Origin of the sequence: Streptomyces flavochromogenes (assembly GCF_000717595.1) — a bacterium.
GTDB lineage: Bacteria > Actinomycetota > Actinomycetes > Streptomycetales > Streptomycetaceae > Streptomyces > Streptomyces flavochromogenes.
Window position 1 is genome coordinate 1 of the sequence record NZ_JNZO01000059.1, and the last position, 14,455, is coordinate 14,455.

A 14,455-nucleotide genomic window follows, 5' to 3' on the forward strand; every position below is an offset into this window, starting at 1 on the left:
GGCTACGCGGACCGGACCCGGCTGTGCACGATCAGCCGGGTTCCCGACGCCATGGCGTGCTTCGGGGACTCCGGCGGGCCGCAGCTCCAGAAGGGCAGGTATGGGCGGTGGGAGCTGGTCGGGGCCACCTCGGGTCCCGGCGCCCCGGGGGTCGCCTGCTCGGCCGGGCCGGGTCTCTACGTCAACGTGCCCGTGTACGCGGACTGGATCCGCGCGACCCTCAGGCACGCCTCCTGACCCCGGTCACGGCTTCCCCTGGGCACGACGCAACCCCGAGCCCCGTCAGACGTCTGTCGAGATGAAGCCATGGTGTGGGGCGCCGGGAGCCGCTCTCGGCACCCCACACGCACGGCAAACCGTTTCGCTCAGGCTTATGGAGACCGACTCTTGAACCACGCCGACACCACGACGGCCGCCCGCCGCCGCCCGATACGAGCCTGCGCTCTCGCCGCGTCCACGGCGGCCCTCCTCGTACCGCAAACCCTGACGGGAAGCCCCGCGACCGCAGCCACCCCCGACGCCGCCCAGGGCCCGCGGGGCGTCGCCGCCGTTACCTACAACCTGGGTGACCAGGCCTATCGGCTGCCGGGAACCGGCGAGCCGGTCGAGATCGCCGGCACCGTGCACTACCCGACGGATCTCGGAACCACGCCACGGCCCCTCGTCGTCCAACTACACGGCTGGCACGAGACCTGCGCGGACCGGGCGGCAGCGGAGGCCCGCACGGCTGCCGAACTCGCCCAGGACTGGGAGGCGTACGAAGCCGCGAGCCTGAAGCTGTTCAGCTGGCCCTGCGCACCCGGCACCCGCCCGATCGCCAACGACCGGGGCTACGACTACCTCGGCGAGGAACTGGCCCGCCGCGGCTTCGTCGTGGTGTCCATCCGCGCCAACGGCATCAACGCCTCCTCGGTATGGGGCGACGAGAACGCCTCCGCACGGGCAGAGCTGATCAACAGGCACCTGGCCCTGTGGCAGCAGCTCGGCACCTCGGGCCGTGGCGGCCTCGTCGGCTCGTTCCGCGACGCGACCACGGGCAAGCCGCGCCGCGTCGACTTCCGGCACCGCGTCGACCTCAACAAGGTCGGCACCATGGGCCACTCCCGTGGCGGCGCGGGCGTGACGTGGCAGGCGGCCGACCGTCACAAGAACCAATGGCCCACCGGAGTCAAGGTCAGGGCGGTCCTGGCCCTGGCCCCCGCCTACAACGTCATGACCGAGGACATGACCGCGTATGAGATCACGAAGACTCCCATGGCCGTGCTGCGCGGGACCTGCGACGGCCAGGTCGGTACTGAGGCCCTCTCCTTCGCCGCCGACGCCACCGCCCGGAGCACCGCCGGCTTCCACCAGGTCGCGATAGACGGGGCGAACCACAACTACTTCAACACGCAGTGGTCGCCGGAGAGCAGAGAGGTCGCCGCCCGCGACGACGCCGGACACGATGCCGACCGGCCCGGCCAGTGCACCGAACCCGGTGGCTCCGCCTACGCGCCCCAGCTGACCGAAGCGGGCCAGCGCCGCGTCGGAGCGGCCTACGCGGAGGCGTTCTTCCGGCGGTATCTCACCGACGACACGCGGTCCGAGGACATGCTGAACGGCTAGGCCGTTTCTTCTGGATCACTCCCGCAGGGGGTGGTTGTCGGTGCGGCGTGGGAGAGTCCTGGGCATGACGATGCCGGAGGGCCTTGAGCGAGTGCTGCCTGAGATCGTCGGACGCGACATGTTCGACGCTCTCGTCATCAGGACCGACTTCAGCGACGACGAGTCGTGGAATGCGGTGGTCGGGGAGCTTCGCCGGCCGTGGGGGCCGGACGGCGAGTTTCCCGGAAGTGTGCAGGTGGTTGATGCGCGTGCTTGGTCGGGAGCGACAGCTGATGAGGTTCTTGCCGCGGTGGACGAAGACGAATATCTGACCGTCGTCTTCCTCGCCGATCATCACACGATGCAGTCGCCGAGGCGGGCGCTGCTGGCTTTGACGACGGTCTGGGAGGACGAGGGCGACGACCTTGATCCCGTCTACTACCAGGAGCTCATCGAGTCGCCGGAGCCCCGGGAGTTCCGGGCCGCGCCCGCCGCGGTGCACTCGGTCCATGTGAACGTGACGCTCGGCAACATGGGCTTCGCCGAGTTCGCCGTGGCCGCTTCCGCAGAGTCTGATCAGGTCCTGCGGCCCGTCTGACTGGTGCAGCGGCAGCCGTTGCCTCGGAAGGTGCGGGTCGTTCGTCGGGCGTGTTGTTGAGTGATGTGCAGTGGGCGCGGATCGAGCCGTTGTTGCCGGACCGGACGCCGAGGCGGGGTGGGCGCTGGCGGGATCATCGGCAGGTGATCGACGCGATCGTGTTCAAGTACCGCACCGGGATCCCCTGGACGGACCTGCCCGAGCACTTCGGTTCGTGGAAGGGCGTCCGTCGTGGACTTCTCGGTAGAGCTGGCTGGCGTTGCGGCAGCCTTGGACGAACCGCTGGTAGATGTAGGACTTGTAGTCGTCCAGCAGGGTCCGGCGCTGGGTCACCTTCACCAACAGCTCTTCGGCGTTCGGCGTCCGCGCGTATCGGCGAACGGCGTAGTAGTCCAGATCCAGGTCGCGGCTGATGCCGCGCAGGGAACGGCCCTGGGCGAGGAGTTGATGAACGTCACGGTGGCGCTCGCGGATCGTGGCGACGATACGACGGGGGCGCCCTCGGACATCGAGAATCCCGTCCGGTGCTGTCAGCGGCGGGGATTCCTCGGGTTTGTGCACAGCGGCGTGGGCGGCACGAATGCAGGCGTAGTGGCCGGTGACGGTCTTCTCCACGGCCTTGGCGAGGTTGTTCCACAGGTGCCAGGCGTCCGCGACCTGGACGGCTTGCGGAGCGGCTTGCCTGGCCGCCTCGGCATAGGCGGAGGCCCGGTCACGGCAGATGATCTCCACTTCGGGGTGGTCCGCCAGCCAGCGGGCCACCGGAGCGGCCTCCCGGCCGGGTAGCACGTCGATCGGCCGGCGAGCTTCGAGATCGACCAGCAGCGTGGCGTAGGTGTGGCCCCTGAGCAGGGCGAACTCGTCGATGCCAAGAACCCGCACGGCTCCCGGTTCCTGCAGTGGGCTGGCCCGCGGCAGCCGCAGCATGGTGTCCTTCGCCGCAGACATGCCCAGTCTTCGGGCGAGTCGTGCACCAGGCCGTCCCGCGAGTCCTTGCGCGACGCGGACCAGCAGGTCCCGCAGCACCGGCGTGTGCCGGGCATGCGGGCGCGTCAGCCCTGGAATCTGCTCGGCGAACGTGACTGTCGCACAGCCAGCCGTCAGGCACTTGAATCGCCTGACCAACAGCACGATCACCACCGGCAGACCACCCAGCGGCGCGTCCCCAACCCGCCGCTCGTACCGGCCATGTATTCGACCCGAGTACTTCCCGCACCGCGAACACCGCGCTGTGCGCCTACGCGAACGCGCACGCAGCACAAGGACGCCTTCGCCCTGCTGCACCTGCTCGACGACTACGCCCTCCAGATGCGGCAAGACCGCATGCAAGCCCCCTGAAACGCACACCTATACGAAACGATCAAGTCCGCATGGCGTCACAAGATCAGCGACCGAGCCCGTTCGTCCGTACGCAACTGGGGAGAAAAGTCCGTACGCCGACACCAGGCCGGTTCGAGCCAGAGGACCACGCGCTTGGACGCTCCCGCGGTGGCTTGAGCACGAAGGTCCACCTGGCCAGCGACAGCCGGGCACGGCCTCTGTCCATCCACGTCACCGCAGGTCAGGCTGGTGACGCGCCGGCCTTTGAGGCAGCGGGAATCCGGATCCCGCGGAGCGGACTCGGCAGGCCAAGAACCCGCCCCGCGGCCGTCCTTGCGGATCGCGCCTACTCTTCCCGCGCGATTCGCGGGCACCTCCGTCGACGCGGTATCCGTGCGGTCATCCCGCAGCCCGCCGACCAGATCGGCCATCGCCTGCGGCGAGGCCGCACCGGAGGCCGCCCGCCCAGTTTCGACGCCGAGACATACAAAGAGCGCAATGCCGTCGAGCGGTGCATCGCCCGACTCAAGCAGTGGCGCGGCCTCGCCATGCGGACGGACAAGCTCGCCATCGCTTACCAGGCCGCACTCCACCTTGCTGCCATCCTCATCTGGACCCGGCGTTGAGTGAACCTTTTTCATCCTGTGCTGGAGGATGAAATGAGCTGGTCAGTGGCTGTGGTGACAAGGCAGGGCCCCTCGTCGTTGGCGTGGTGATTCCAGTCATCACACCGGCGATCGGAGGGGCCCTCTTGGTTCCGTACCCTGCCACGCTCGACGTCCCGCATGAGCTCGTCGAACATGTTTCCTGGCTGCTGTACGAACATCGCTTGGCCCGCAACACTCGCTGGCGCAAGCTCGGCTGCTTCCAGCAGGCGCTGCTGACCCTCGTCCACCTGCGCAAGAGCGAGACGTTCTCCCAGCTCGGAGCGGGTTTCGGGATATCCCAGGCCACTGCCTGGCGCTACGTGGACGAAACTTTGGACGTCCTGGTCTCCTGGGCGCCCGGCCTCCACGAAGCCCTTACCGGCCTCGGTGAGGGCGACCACGTCATCGTTGACGGCACCCTGATCCCCATCGACCGGATCCACGCCGACGAGCCTTACTACTCGCAAAGGCACCGCAAGCATGGCATGAACGTGCAGGTCGTCACTCGTCCTGATGGCACACCGCTGTGGTTCTCCCGCGCGACACCCGGTCGCACTCACGACCTGACCGCAGCCCGCGCCCATGGCATCGTCCAGGCCTGCCTGACCCGGCAGATCCTCGTCCTCGCGGACCGCGCTTACCAGGGCGCCGGCGCCACCTTCCGCACCCCGTACTACCGTCACCGCGAACAGCCTCAGCAATACCAGCAGTTCAACCGCGACCACGCCCGGCTGAGAGCGCCCGGCGAACGCGCCTTCGCCCAGTTGAAATCCTGGCGGCTGCTTCGGCGAGCCAGATGCTCCACCCGCCGCATCGGCACCATCGTTCAGGCTGTCCATACGCTGCTGACCTGCAGCTATTCAGGATGAAGGAGGCCGAAGGAATCAGACCGACCTCCTCCCCTATGCCTTCACGTCGAGACGCACGAGCGCGCCGATCTCCACGAGCTGGTCCGGCAGCGCCAAGTCGGAAACGCCCATGACCGTGCTGGCGGGCCGGTGCTCCCCGAAGTACTCCGCGTGGAGGCGTGCTGTCGTGTCGAAGTTCTCACGCAGGTTCCTCACCAGAACCGTGGTCTCCACTATCTGGCCACGCTCGGCCCCGAACTGCCTCAGCACCAGGTCCAGGTTCTCCAGCGTGGTGCGGACCTGCAGTTCGAAGTCACCGGCGCCCACGAAGTCGCCGTGACGGTCATGAGAGAGCTGCCCCGACACATAGACCGTTTCACCGACCTGGGTGGCCTGGCTGTAGCCGTACAACGACTCCCACGGCATGCCGAACCCGAACGTCTTGACCTGAGAACCCATGGTTCACTCCCTCGATGCGGTGCGCGGGGCCGTCGGTCACAGGCAGGCCCCTTGCATGCAGAAGTTACGGGTTCGTACGCACGATGCTTGTCTGGTAGCGCCCTCCCAGTGTTCTCTGTGCGCACAAAATTGGCTGCAGTGGGCTCTTCCGGGCGCCGGTGTGATGAGTGGGTCACTACGCCGACGATGAGGGACCCCGCCTCCTCGCTGCACCCGTCGGCCAGCCCGCTTCACCCGCCAGGAGAGGATGAAAGAAGCTCAGTGACGCGATACACGTGGGAGAGCTGCACACCCACATCTTCCAGCGCTGCCCTGATGAAGTGCCACGGATTTGAGACAGGACGTTGACACGCACTGCGAGTCCACTCAGAAATCCACTGGTCAGCGTGTTGTTTCATGTCGCAAACCGCGAGACCCTGCAGCTCCCAAGCCATGCAGACCCGGCGCGTGACCGCACGACGGGTGGCGCAGAAAGACGCGGGCGGATTGCCTCGCCGGGATTCGAACCCGGGTTTCCGATTCCGGGCGAACCGGAGACCGGTGTCCTTGGCCGCTGGACGACGAGGGATGTCCGGCATCGTACGGGTCGGGGGTGAAGCAGCGCACCTGGGTTGTGGAGTCAGGCGCCGGCGACGGCCGACAGCCCCGGACGCGACAACCGCTCCGTGCGGTCGCTGAACGCCGAGTGGGTCGAGATCACCAACAACACCCGCCAGGCGATCAACCTCAACGGCTGGACCCTCAAGGACGAGGACGGCCACCGCTACAAGTTCAACGACTACCGTCTCGCCGGCCGCTCCACCGTCCGCGTCCACACCGGTGAGGGCCGCGATACCCGCACCGACCTGTTCCAGGACCGCCGCAACTACGTGTGGGACAACCACTCCGACACCGCGACCCTGCGCGACGACCGCGGCCGCACCATCGACACCGAGTCCTGGGGCCACCGCCACCACCGCCGCTGATCACACCGACCGGTGCCCCGTCTTCCGCTACGTCCCCAGCGGAAGACGGGGCACCGGCATTTGATCGTCAGGTACGCAAGAGGGCCCTGAGGGGAGCCTTCGGCCCGCACTCCCGAAGGCGGTGGGTGGGGGCCGACCGTACAGAGGCAGTGTGTTCCCGCTGCTGGCTCAGATGCGGGTGGTGTGCGGTCTCCATCCGGATCTGCCTGCGCTGGTGGACCAGCCTGGTCGAGCCGAATTGGTACCGCTGCCTTCTACTCGCCGAGCGCCTCGGCATCCGGGCGCTGGCTCTCGAAGAGGTCCAGCTTCTTGCCGAAGAGCTCCTCACGGCCGGTGGGGAAGACGGTCTTTTCGTAGAGGGCGTACTGGCAGATCATCGAACGGTCCGCCACGGAAAGCTGGAGTCCGGTCCGCTCTTTGGGCGGCTCGGTGAACCACTGCCGGATACTCAGCGCCTGCCACAGCTCAGGGTTTGGCAGCTCCCCGTACACGATCCGCTTCAGGCCTTCGAGTACCTGCTCGTGAGAGAGGGACCGCGACGTACCGGCCGGGTCAGAGAACGTGACCGTCCAGGACCACCGCTCTCCTTCGCCGAGTTCGGCATCGTCCTGGACGATCCCGTTGAAGTCCCGTAGGTATGCGGAGCCGGGCCCGATAACATCCCGGTCCCATGTGACGTCTCCCAACCAGGGAGATGTGCTGAGGAAGCCCTCGGCGATGTTCCGGGTCTCGTCGTCGGTAATCAGGTGCTCTCCGCCCATGTTCGCTCCTCGCCTTGGGGCCGCTCTCCCTTGCAGCCCGACCCGGAGCTCATCGTCGTCTGTTCGGCCTGCGTGAGCGGGCGATTCCTCAAATTCTCCTTGGCTCGGCCTGTCCTGCGGAGAGGTCCTGCGTCTTCGCCCACAGACCGAGCGGTCTCAAGGGGCATCACCAGACAGTGTTGACGGGTCGTTTCGAAGGCGGCCGACACGAACAGGCTGTCCGGATTCGTATGGCTGATCCTATGTCTGCCGGATTGTCAGTGCCTGGTTCTACCTTCGAGGGAGGAGTTCTTCGAGGGCGGGAGGCGGGCCACGTTGGCGAACATCGTCTGGCACGAGATGCTGCGCATCGAGCTGGATCTGACCCGCGAGGATCTCGGCTGGGAGAGCAGGCCGGGCCTGTGGGAATTGCTGTACCAGACGGATCGGCTGTACGCCGACAGGGACGTTCCGGTGTCCAGGCGGGGGCTCCAGTGCGGCGGAGTGTGCCGGAAGGCGGGCGTGGTCGCGTGGATGTACCTGCGCGAGCGGGATGGGCGCCGTGAGGCGGTGCACGAACGGTCCGAGGACGAGGAGCGTCACCGGGCTGCGTTGTCGGACGAGCACAAGGCCTACCAGGAACGGATCGTCCGGACCGCGGAGAGCGTGGGGTTCCGCGCCGACAGCGAAGTGCGTACGCCGGTGGGTCCGCGGTCGTGGATCCAGACCGACACCCTGGTCCAGGGTGAGGGCGGGATCCGCATCGGGTGGGAGGTGCAGCTGTCGACCGCCGGCGTCGAAGGGCCGCGGAGCGTGAAGGCCCGTGCGGCGAAGGCGGCGAAGCACGGGATCATCCCTGCCTGGCACACCGACCGCTCGGACTACGCGAGCCGGAGCGACACGCACTGGACGCGCAGCGACAACCTGCCAGCCGAGGTGATCGCGAAGTCGGGCGACCTGCGCGTCGTGTCGGGATACCGGGCGCTCGAGTTCTGGCGCTGCGACGACCGCGCCCTGTACCGGTGCCCGCAGACGCAACGCCGGTGCGGTCAGACGCACGTGACCCCGAAGCCGCGGGATGTGTTCTTCGACGACCTGGTGCGCGGGACGGCGGCCGGACTGATCGTTCCCATCGAGCACCGCACGGGGACGAAGACGCACCGGTTCTGGGTGACGGACGCCGACCGGGAACGGCTTGAGGACCACAACAGCGGTCGCCCGGTCCAGCCGCCAGCCGAGCCGGAGGACGAGCGGGACCTGCCCACGGGCGCCAGCCACCGCGCGCCGACGTGCCGGCCGTCCGTCCAGGCCGCTGCCGCCCCCTCCGCCGAGCCTGCCGTCGCGCTGCCGCCGGTTCCGATTCAGCCGTCGCCGCCGTTCCGGCCGGTCGGGGCATGGCCCTCCGCGCCGTCCTTCTCCGCACAGCCCGCACCGCGTCCCGCGCCCCCAGCGGCCGCAGCCCCTGCGATCCCTCGGCAGCCGGGGCCGCAGGACCGCGCCGAGGAGCACCTGCTCGACTGGCGGTCGAGCGCTCACTGGTCGTCCGAGCGACGGCCGTGCCGGTACTGCTCGGTGGCCACGAACCTTCGTGACGAGGAGGGGGTGCCATCGCACAAGACCTGCGCGGAGGATCGAGGGCCGCGGCGCCAGCCGTCCGCCGGCCCCGGCGTGTAGGTGCGACTCCACCTGCGGCCACACCGACGGCGATGGGCTCCTTGGTGGGGTCCTACACCGCCGCGTCGCTATCTGCCTGTCCGCTGCGGTCGGACCGTCAGCTCCAACGGGTAGGGGCTGGCCTTCCTCTCGACGACGCGGTTAGCGAGCCGCTCGATCTCCGGGAGCCGGGTCTGCAGCTCGGCCACGTCGGAGGGCCCCTGCCTGCGGGAGCGGCCTCGCCGAGCGAGTAGCCGGCGATGATCTGGGCGGCCACCTGCGCTGGCGTCAACACCGCTACTGGGGAGCACCGTGACCTCGGCGGCCTCCCCGACCGTCGCAACCAGCCGCGCCAGGTCGGCCGGACCGGACGCCACCTGGGCGTACCAGCTCCTGTACAGGCTTCACACCTACCGCGACCGATCCGTCTAGTCTGAGCAGGATGTCCTACAGGATTTACGATGCCGGTCCGGAAGACCTCCCCGACATCAACGCGATCGGCGCGACGTACAGCGACACCGGCTGGGCGGTCAGCCACTCTGGCGGGATCCTCCCGCTCGACCGGGCCGAGTGCGTCCTCGTGTGCCGTCTGGATGCCGCGATCCTCGGCTGGCTGTACGCCGACCTCGGCGGCAGCGGAAGGATCGTAATCGAGAGGCTGATCAGTGCTCCGCACGCTCGGGGCAAGGGAGTCGCAATGGAACTGGTGGCCGAGCTGGCACGGCGATACCCCGACCGCTGCCTCGTCGCGGGGGTCGGACCCGAGGACGTCACCTTCTACGAACGCGTTGGCTTTCTTCCCGACGAGGAACCCTTCGAGCCGATGATCAAACCCCCGCTCACGCCGGCACCATGCTGCCAGCTCCGTCCGGCCAGGTAGCCACGCCCTCTCCCGAACAGCGTGATGGCGGGTGACCGTCGCCTCTGGACGTGGCCGACCCGTACACCGAGGCGCTCCATGAGGTCATCGAGGCGAAGGCCGAGCACCGGGCCTCGAAGCCCACTGAGGGCGAGGAGAAGGCCCCCGCGCCGGTCGTCGACCTCATGGCCGCGCTGGAGAAGTCCGTCGCCGACGCCCGCGAACGCCGCGGCGAGAGTGTCGGCGCCGAAGAAGAAGACGGCCGCGAAGAAGGCCGCGGCGAAAATGCAACCCGCCGGAAGAGCGCCTGACCCCGTTCGGGTCGTGTCCTGGGGACGCGGCCAGGGGTTGATCGCCGTGTGGAGACTGATGAGCCGGTGCTCGGCGACTACCCGGACGCGGACCAGCCCCGCCTCCCCCTGCTGACGGCGGCGGAGGCCCGGGACGCTATCGGGTACCTGCAACTGCTGGAGACGCTCGACATCACGCCCCGTGGGCAGGCCGCCGGCTAGCTTGCCGCAGATCTGGCCCGGCGGCTCCCCACACACTGATCCGGCAGGTCAGTCGAGGATGCCGAGTTCGGAGTCGGCCGGCATATTTCGCACGCCCGCATCCCGCCGTCGGTCAGTGCCCGGCGGGCCTCCTCACGGCTGAGCGGCTTGCGATGCCGGGCGGCGAGGCTGCAGTCGCCGATGTGGATGCTGTCCGCGACCGGCCGACCGCCCTCCCGCAGAAACGACAGAACTCAGCCGGGACCCTCCGGACGCGGCCGCACCGGGCGCAACGCGGCCTCCCTGGTCTCGACATCGGCTATCCGTTCCCGGACGCGGTCCAGGGACAGCACGAGCCAGTGCTCCAGGGTCCGGAGCCGCGGGAGGTCGGGAGGCAGCTCGGACATCAGGCACCCGCGAGCTTCCGCTCCTGTAGCCCGGCCGCCTCGCGCTGGTGCTGCTGGCACAGGGGGTTCTCTGGGGCAACGAGTGTTGCGCGAGCAGCGTAGTGGAGGGTTGGTGCAGCTCAGCGCCGTGTCACCCACTGTATCGGCGCCAACAGATGTGGTGCCAGCACCTGGCCGAGGGATCTATAGCGCGGCTCGGGCGGGGGCTAGGAGGGGTACACGAGGGTCGGGTGTCCTAGCGTCTGGCCTGATCGTCGCGGGGCTGGGTCGGCGGCTCTCAGCAGGTTCGGTACCAGAACTCTCTGCTGTTCCAAGACCGGCATCCAGGCGTCTCGCCCGGTAGGGAGATTCCTGACACTTACGGGCAGGGGGTATCGCGACTCGGACGTGAGCTGGTCAGCATCGCCTGGAATGGCGTTTGCGTTTGGCGGCTGTTAGCCACGGCTGAGGGTTCTGAACGCCCTCGAGGCTGGTCAGGTGCTCTTTAGCAGCGCGGGTTTGAACGAGAAGCAGGAGTTCGTTTTCATCGCGGCGTGCCAATTCACGCAGTGCTTCCCGGGACGTGATGCCCGCGCTGAGGATCAGGTGCAGCATTTGAGGGTCGCCCAAGTCCTCGTGGACTTGCGCAAGCAGCGCTACGTCGCGCATCTGCTGGATTCGCACGACGGAGACCTTCAGATATATGGCAAGTTGCGTCTGAAGCTGAGTGGTGTGGGTGCGGCGAACAACTTCGCCAGCAGTGGTGACGCCCGCTTCCTGAAGCTCCGTACGATGTTCGACAAAAGCGGACAGGTCAAGGAATTCCTGAGGCGGTTGCGCATGTACCAGCCGCCTGAACCTTTCGTCGGATCGTAGTTTTCGAAAGCACGGGTCCGTCGCGGCGTCCTTCCTGTCGTCGTCTGTTACGAGCGCGAATTGCAGATCTTCCAGTGCTTGGTCACGCTGCTGCTTTCGAATCTTGCGCGGCAGACTGCGCAGGTCGGCCAAGAACATGTGCAGGCACGCGTGATCGTAGGTCAGCTTTGGTGACGGATCGGATCCCTCGTGAGAATGTTTTTTCGGGACTCTATACAGGTACACACCCTTCAAGGCGTCGATACAGCGCAGGAGGTTCACAGCAAACGGGAGCATCGTCTCGGCTTGGCGTTGTAGCTGCTTTCGGTCCCAGGAGGCCGAACACAATCGGTAGAGCTCGTCCACAGAGATCCTAGCGTTCTGCAGATAGGTGTCACCATGGGTGCCTTCGTCCCAGGCGGCCACGTAAGCATTAAGCCACTGGGTGGTGCTGCTGTACAGGACGCGGATCCTCAGCGGCACCCAGCCTGTCTCTTCGGCGGGCTTTTCTGACAGGCCTGATCTTTCGTACTCGTTATCCAGGGTCCGCGCGAACAACGCAAAGTTCGTCTCTTCGTGCAGGATGTTCGCATAACCCGCCCACAGGTACTCGAAGCGTGCCAACACGTTCCCTGGATCCTCGTCCGTGGCCCGGTGCAGAATATCCACACGCCGCTCGTTTCGATTCCCGTCTTCCAGAAGCGAACTGCTCTTGGCGATGACTTGCAGCGCGACGCTTTTCCATTTCGAAGCCCCGCAAAGATCTTCCTTCAGCTCCTGGTGCACTTCGCTGAGGTGCAGCAGGACAAAGGCGGCAGCGCCAGTAAGCATCTGCGCCCTTGCTCGGTCTTGGTCGGTGTCCAAGGGGAGCCCGAGTTCCATCCTGCTGAACACCGCGCTTTCCGCGTGCCGCCCGTTGCGGGAGATAGCGGTCGCTACCCTGTTGTCGTCCACGAGCGTCACGCGCGCCCTCCAGGTGAGATCGGGCCGAAGGGCGTAGAACAGACGCGACAGTGCTCCGACGAAATGGCCGGCGGGCAGCACGCTCAGCTCTTCGGTGGGAATCTTACTCAGGGGGCTCGTGGCCAGAGCGGAGGTGGCCCGATCGAGAACCTTGGGTGTTTCTGTGCCGAGACCCTTCATTCGAGCCAGCAGGTAGTCGGTGGCAGCCGCGTTTACGTTTCCGTCAGGCTGTTGCACTTCCACTTGGAGGCGCAGGTTCTGCCCGAACGCTGCCGAAGTCAGAAGAAGGCCGATCAGAGCAAGAGCGATGTGGGCCGCCATCAGACGTGTCTCGGGGGCGATGGGCGCCATCAGAATCACGATCGCTGCCACAACCACAAAGCCAAGTGAGACAAGCAAGGCCCGCCAATCCCAGAAGCGGCTCTGGCGAGTACCCCACCACACCAGCCAGCCTGCAACCAGCCCGATAGCGAAGATGACCAACGCTGCGATCCAGCACTGCATCCACGTCGGGGTGAAGGGATTGAACATGGCGAACAGAGGCGTCATGATCGCCGCGCCGATCAGCAGAGAGAGGCCGACACCCTTCGCGATACGCCTGACCCCAGTTGGCCAGGCAACTGAGCCCACTTTCACCCAGAACCATGAGGACAGACCGGCGAGCGCGCCGAGCACCAGGAGACCGATCGCGCTGAAGAGCACGAGTCTGCCCACGGGTAGGACCCAGTCCCCGTAGAACCGGTCCCAGTTCGATGCGGCCGTCGGCAGGGGGCGACTCTCCAGGTCTGCCACCCGGGCAATACCCGCCACAGCGCCCTTGCTGGCCGCATCAAGCATCAGTGCGGCGCGGAACATCTGCTCCGCCCCATTGAGGTCTCCCGAGCGAATCAGCTGCTGGCCGTCTGTGACCTTCTCCGCCGCAGCCTGCCGCGCCGCTGCCACGAGCTGAAGGCCCTCCACGGCACAGTTGCGCTCGTCGTCGGCCGGCTTCACGGATTCGTACAGCTTCTTCGCCCGGTCGAGTGACCCAACGTCTAGGTGTCCCTTCGCCGCAGCGCAGGTCCTGTCCGCCGCAGGATTCAAGGGAGCGGCGGCCACCACCATCAAGGCGGTGAAGGCCACGACCGATACGGCCCGGGCAACGCGTGTCCACATGCCTGTAAGTCAACCGATTCACAAGAGAACGGGCTCTTTGAATATGTTCAAAAAAGGTGCTGCGCCCACTGTGCGGCAGTTTGGCCTGGATCGAAGGTCCCAGGCAGGAGCTTCATTGAGCCCGCCGCGGTGGACGCGGAGTGAACTGATCGAGTGCTATGCCCGGCCAGTGGGCCAGCGGAGTGGTCACCGGGAGGAATCCAGATCCCGCCGCTCGGTACGCACCGCGCACAGAACGCATCCGCCCCACTGTGACTGCAAACGGTGCAGGGCAGTGGGGCGGGAGACACGACGGGCGACCGCATCCGACACCTGCGGCTGCAACTCATCATCCGCGCTGGTTCAGGGCTCGGGTCAGGTCCCGGTTCGCAGCTCGGGCCGCGTCGAGTTCGGCCTGCCGTTCCTCTAGGCCTCGAGTCAGCTCGGTGTTCCGCTGATCGAGGCGGGTGATCGTGGTCTGGAGCTCGGCAACGTCGGTGGGGGCGCCGAGTCCGGACTCGTGCCACGCCCGGTCGCCGAGGTGTCGGGAGAGGTGGCTCTCCAGTTGTTGGACACGGGCGGCCAGGCGGGCGGCGCGGGCGTTCGCATTGGCGAGGTCAGTTGAAGGGACGCCCAGGTCACGGACGGCCCGCTTCCTGGCGCTGGTCCCGTCGGCTCGCCGGCGGCGATGTGTACGAGGTTGAGCAGGTCGCGGTGCCGGTAGAGGAAGGTCCGATCGACGCGCGCGGCGCGCGCGATGGCGGAGGCGGTCAGGGGGCTGCCGTCCCGGAGGGCGGTGGTGATGGCGGCCTGGACGCGTTTGCGACGTCGATCGGTGTCGGCGTGGCGGCCGTTGTCGTTTCGTGGGGGTGTAGTTGCGGGGCGGGTGGTGTCTTGTGCTGGGGGTATCCCGGTTTCGATGAGACTGTGTGAGTGCGGTCTTGTGGGGCTGT

Annotated in this window: 14 protein-coding genes, 1 tRNA gene and 3 pseudogenes; 11 read left to right on the forward strand and 7 right to left on the reverse strand. The window is 67.1% G+C overall.

Translation table 11 applies throughout. The features are described from left to right. The 4 genes from IF00_RS0139535 to IF00_RS48190 form a co-directional block, all read left to right on the forward strand. Window positions 1–237 (forward strand): trypsin-like serine protease (locus IF00_RS0139535; RefSeq protein WP_030326825.1); only part of this gene is annotated, 237 nt, incomplete at its 5' end. Between the two features lie 150 nt (window positions 238–387). Next, a complete protein-coding gene (locus IF00_RS0139540) occupies window positions 388–1,605 on the forward strand; it encodes an alpha/beta hydrolase (RefSeq protein WP_030326827.1) in 1,218 nt (405 codons plus the stop codon). 64 nt (window positions 1,606–1,669) lie between these two features. Continuing rightward, window positions 1,670–2,182 (forward strand): DUF6924 domain-containing protein, encoded by a 513-nt coding sequence (locus IF00_RS0139545; RefSeq protein WP_030326829.1) that lies wholly within the window; start codon window positions 1,670–1,672, stop codon window positions 2,180–2,182. Window positions 2,183–2,247: 65 nt separating this feature from the next. Continuing rightward, complete coding sequence (locus IF00_RS48190) at window positions 2,248–2,595, forward strand: transposase (protein WP_425338362.1); 348 nt, start codon at window positions 2,248–2,250, stop codon at window positions 2,593–2,595. Between the two features lie 166 nt (window positions 2,596–2,761). Here IF00_RS48190 and IF00_RS48195 read toward each other — a convergent pair. Then, window positions 2,762–3,529, reverse strand: a pseudogene (locus IF00_RS48195) (ISL3 family transposase); the annotation flags it as partial. 122 nt (window positions 3,530–3,651) lie between these two features. On the opposite strand from IF00_RS48195, the pseudogene IF00_RS44585 reads away from it, so the two are divergent. Both IF00_RS44585 and IF00_RS0139555 read left to right on the forward strand, forming a co-directional pair. After that, window positions 3,652–4,128 (forward strand): annotated as a pseudogene (locus IF00_RS44585) (IS5 family transposase); the annotation flags it as partial. An 83-nt stretch (window positions 4,129–4,211) separates the two neighbouring features. After that, a complete protein-coding gene (locus IF00_RS0139555) occupies window positions 4,212–5,018 on the forward strand; it encodes an IS5 family transposase (RefSeq protein ID WP_030326832.1) in 807 nt (268 codons plus the stop codon). A 33-nt stretch (window positions 5,019–5,051) separates the two neighbouring features. On the opposite strand, the gene IF00_RS0139560 is transcribed toward IF00_RS0139555, so the two are convergent. Both IF00_RS0139560 and IF00_RS0139565 read right to left on the reverse strand, forming a co-directional pair. Beyond that, a complete protein-coding gene (locus IF00_RS0139560; RefSeq protein WP_030326835.1) occupies window positions 5,052–5,456 on the reverse strand; it encodes a RidA family protein in 405 nt (134 codons plus the stop codon). Between the two features lie 486 nt (window positions 5,457–5,942). Beyond that, window positions 5,943–6,022 (reverse strand) — tRNA-OTHER (locus IF00_RS0139565). A gap of 72 nt (window positions 6,023–6,094) precedes the next feature. On the opposite strand from IF00_RS0139565, the pseudogene IF00_RS0139570 reads away from it, so the two are divergent. Beyond that, a pseudogene (locus IF00_RS0139570) lies at window positions 6,095–6,421 on the forward strand (lamin tail domain-containing protein); the annotation flags it as partial. A gap of 254 nt (window positions 6,422–6,675) precedes the next feature. Here the strand turns inward: IF00_RS0139570 and IF00_RS0139575 are convergent. After that, window positions 6,676–7,182 (reverse strand): hypothetical protein, encoded by a 507-nt coding sequence (locus tag IF00_RS0139575; RefSeq protein WP_030326839.1) that lies wholly within the window; start codon window positions 7,180–7,182, stop codon window positions 6,676–6,678. A gap of 315 nt (window positions 7,183–7,497) precedes the next feature. Between IF00_RS0139575 and IF00_RS47465 the strand changes: the two genes are divergently transcribed. The 4 genes from IF00_RS47465 (at window position 7,498) to IF00_RS45940 (ending at window position 10,185) form a co-directional block, all read left to right on the forward strand. After that, on the forward strand, window positions 7,498–8,835 hold the full coding sequence (locus tag IF00_RS47465) for a hypothetical protein (protein ID WP_037640323.1): 1,338 nt from the start codon (window positions 7,498–7,500) through the stop codon (window positions 8,833–8,835). 421 nt (window positions 8,836–9,256) lie between these two features. Continuing rightward, entirely contained in the window at window positions 9,257–9,694 is a 438-nt protein-coding gene (locus IF00_RS0139590) for a GNAT family N-acetyltransferase (protein WP_030326844.1), read from the forward strand. Between the two features lie 50 nt (window positions 9,695–9,744). Further along, the gene (locus IF00_RS45935) at window positions 9,745–9,984 is read left to right on the forward strand and encodes a Ku family protein (protein ID WP_030326846.1); all 240 of its coding nucleotides are present in this window, start codon (window positions 9,745–9,747) and stop codon (window positions 9,982–9,984) included. Window positions 9,985–10,032: 48 nt separating this feature from the next. Continuing rightward, a complete protein-coding gene (locus tag IF00_RS45940; RefSeq protein WP_158710593.1) occupies window positions 10,033–10,185 on the forward strand; it encodes a hypothetical protein in 153 nt (50 codons plus the stop codon). On the opposite strand, the gene IF00_RS48200 is transcribed toward IF00_RS45940, so the two are convergent. The 3 genes from IF00_RS48200 to IF00_RS0139610 all read right to left on the reverse strand — a co-directional run bounded on the left by IF00_RS48200 (window position 10,182) and on the right by IF00_RS0139610 (window position 13,490). Then, complete coding sequence (locus IF00_RS48200; RefSeq protein ID WP_388312178.1) at window positions 10,182–10,415, reverse strand: DUF6233 domain-containing protein; 234 nt, start codon at window positions 10,413–10,415, stop codon at window positions 10,182–10,184. The genes IF00_RS45940 and IF00_RS48200 overlap by 4 nt on opposite strands. 3 nt (window positions 10,416–10,418) lie before the next feature. Beyond that, window positions 10,419–10,571, reverse strand: a complete 153-nt coding sequence (locus IF00_RS45945; RefSeq protein WP_158710594.1) for a hypothetical protein — start codon at window positions 10,569–10,571, stop codon at window positions 10,419–10,421. A gap of 396 nt (window positions 10,572–10,967) precedes the next feature. Next, window positions 10,968–13,490 carry a DUF4332 domain-containing protein gene (locus tag IF00_RS0139610; protein ID WP_158710595.1) on the reverse strand — a complete coding sequence of 841 codons (2,523 nt, stop codon included), beginning with the start codon at window positions 13,488–13,490 and terminating at the stop codon, window positions 10,968–10,970. Between the last annotated feature and the right edge of the window lie 965 nt (window positions 13,491–14,455).